At 43.0% G+C, this 2,631-nt stretch carries 2 protein-coding genes and 1 pseudogene; 1 reads left to right on the top strand and 2 read right to left on the bottom strand.

Annotated features, from left to right (window positions below):
* On the bottom strand, positions 1 to 692 hold a 692-nt coding region (locus tag ACWPOD_RS23595), incomplete at its 3' end, for a restriction endonuclease subunit S (protein WP_456232302.1).
* On the bottom strand, positions 682 to 2,385 hold the full coding sequence (locus ACWPOD_RS23590; protein ID WP_456232301.1) for a class I SAM-dependent DNA methyltransferase: 1,704 nt from the start codon (positions 2,383 to 2,385) through the stop codon (positions 682 to 684). The genes ACWPOD_RS23595 and ACWPOD_RS23590, both read right to left, overlap by 11 nt.
* Positions 2,386 to 2,494: 109 nt before the next feature.
* Here ACWPOD_RS23590 and ACWPOD_RS23585 point away from each other — a divergent pair.
* A pseudogene (locus tag ACWPOD_RS23585) lies at positions 2,495 to 2,631 on the top strand (integrase); the annotation flags it as partial.

Genomic DNA, 2,631 nt, shown 5'->3' with positions numbered 1-2,631 from the left:
CCTTTAGGAATCAACCCCAACTCAGACTCAACTAGCTTTTCGGGGAATAGCGAGGCAGTAGCCGCATCCATACCCTCTGGTTGCTCGCCGTTCATCTTGGCTTTGACTGGATCGAAATCGACAAACCATGACTTGAAGATGGCTTGTGCCATTTCTTCTAGTGTTTGATTTATCTGCTGGTTGACTGAAATTTTAGAGTCGATTGACACCAAAACGTTAGCAATTTTGTTCTGAGTCGTAATATCTGGTAATTGAAACTCGTATTCCCTAATGAGTTTCAAACCAACATTTTTGATTGTAGAACCTGTTGCTAAATTATGGATGTAGTCTTGAAAGTGTTTAGACGTGAGGACGTACATGACATAATCTTTATTTACATTAGGAAGCACGTTTAAATAACACGCACTTTTCCCAAGAAACACTTTCTCACCTTGATAGGTGCCAATGTTTCCTAAAGTACCGTTAATAGAGACCAAAAGGGTACGGTCGTTAAGATCCTTTTTGTGTTTGAGATATTGAGACTCATCCGTTCGTTTAGTCTTTTCATTAATGATAATTTTACCGTTAGATAAGTTGTTCCCATTGATAAAATAATAGTCACCATTATCGTCATACTTGGGTGTACCATGAAGACCATCACCTATACGAGAAGTAATTTCAGCTAGAGTTACTGTTGGCCAATCAAAGCTCATAACCCAACCCCGCTAAGTTCTTCTTGATCTCAACTTCTAGCGTTGCCGATTCCGAAAATTGCTCACTTAATTTGGCGGTTAGCGTTGCCATTTTTTCACCAAATGGAACACCATCGTCTAGTTCTTCTGCTGCGCCAACGTAACGTCCCGGAGTCAGAACAAAATCGTGTTTCTTAATATCTTCCAACGTTGCGGATTTGCAGAAACCTGATTGGTCTTCATAAGCAATACCATTTACTTCTTCGCCTGTTTTCCATGCATGGTATAGGTCAGCGACTTTCTGGATATCATCTTGGGTAAAATCTCGAAGCACACGGTCTTTCATATAGCCAAGGTTTCGTGCATCAATAAACAGCACTTCGCCTTTGCGATCACGCAGCTTACGACCTGATTTATCAGTACGAGCCTTTTTGTTTTTGGTTAAGAACCAGATACAAGCAGGGATTTGGGTGTTGGTAAACAGTTGTCCCGGAAGCGCAACCATGCATTCCACCAAATCATTCTCGACCAAGGCCGCACGAATTTCACCTTCGTTGTTGGTGGTTGAACTCATCGAACCATTGGCAAGTAACAAGGCTTGAGAACCATCTGGTGCAAGGTGGTAAAGCATGTGCTGCATCCACGCGAAGTTGGCGTTACCTGATGGTGGAGTGCCATATACCCAGCGTGGATCGTTATCATCGACACCTGTATTCCACTCTTTCATATTGAAAGGCGGGTTCGCCATGATGAAATCAGCTCGCAAATCAGGGTGTTGGTCATTTGTATAGGTACTGGCAGGCTCCTTACCAAAATCGTAATCCAAGCCACGGATTGCCATGTTCATCGCAGCAAGCTGCCATGTGGTGTAGTTATATTCCTGACCGTAAATCGAGATTCTTTGTTTTTGTGTGAGCGGGTCAATCTCTTTTTGGTTGGCTCTACGTTCAATAAACTTCTCTGATTGCACAAAGAAGCCGCCGGAACCCATTGCAGGGTCATAGACACGGCCTTCAAACGGCTCAATCATCTCAACAATCAGCGAAACGATTGATGCAGGAGTGTAGAACTGACCGCCTTTCTTACCTTCAGCAAGCGCAAATTGGCCTAAGAAGTATTCGTAAATATGACCAAGTATATCTTTACTGTTCAGGGATTTATGATTAAACGGAATGGTCGCGATTAGGTTGATCAGCTCATTAAGTTTTGCCTGATCAATTTTTAGAGCGGCGTAGTGCTTGTTGAGTACACCTTTTAGCTTCTGGTTGTCGCGTTCAATGCCTTCCAGCGCGTTATCAATCAGGTGACCAACAGAAGTAATTTTCTTCGTCTTACCATCAATAACCAAATCGGCACCACCAATGACCATCGGGCCATTGTCTTGCAGGAACTTCCAACGAGATTCTGTCGGCAGCCAAAACACGTTTTTCTCTTTGTAGTAATCGCGCTGTTCCAGCTCAATCGCGATTTCTTGTTCAAGTTCTTCAGCCGTGTAACCTTCAGGATCGAGGAAATACTCGTGATCAGGGTTAGCAAAGTCTTGTTTTAGTTCTTCTTGGCGAAGCGTGAAGGCGTCAGACACGTATTTAACGAAAATTAAGCCAAGTACCGCATGTTTATATTGGGAGGCATCGAGTGATGCGCGTAGTTTGTCTGCTGCTGTCCAGAGCTTGCTTTCCAGCTCTTTCAGGAATAGTTGTTCTTGTTCGTTCATTACGGGTTTCTTAAGTTCGAAAAATTGGCCTTATGATACCAGTAACTAAGCAAATTTCCTTGAGTTCTGCCTTACTTAACAGTGATTTTTATGAAGTAAGGAGCACATTATGGTTGCTTGGAATAAAGGGAAAAGAGTTGGGCAGAAGAAAGCGTTCAAATTGGAAGACATTTGGCGCATCCGCATTCGTTTGGAGCTTGAGGAACGGTTATTTGAATTGGCGCTGTTTAACCTTGCCATTGATAG

The sequence above is a fragment of the Vibrio sp. JZG120 genome, assembly GCF_053890955.1.
The sequence above is the reverse complement of the archived record's forward strand: the minus strand, read 5'-3'. Positions and strand labels throughout refer to the sequence as shown.

Excerpts from the sequence above, each read along its gene's own strand:
- ACWPOD_RS23590 (WP_456232301.1), bottom strand. The coding sequence starts at position 2,385 with ATGAACGAACAAGAACAACTATTCCTGAAAGAGCTGGAAAGCAAGCTC.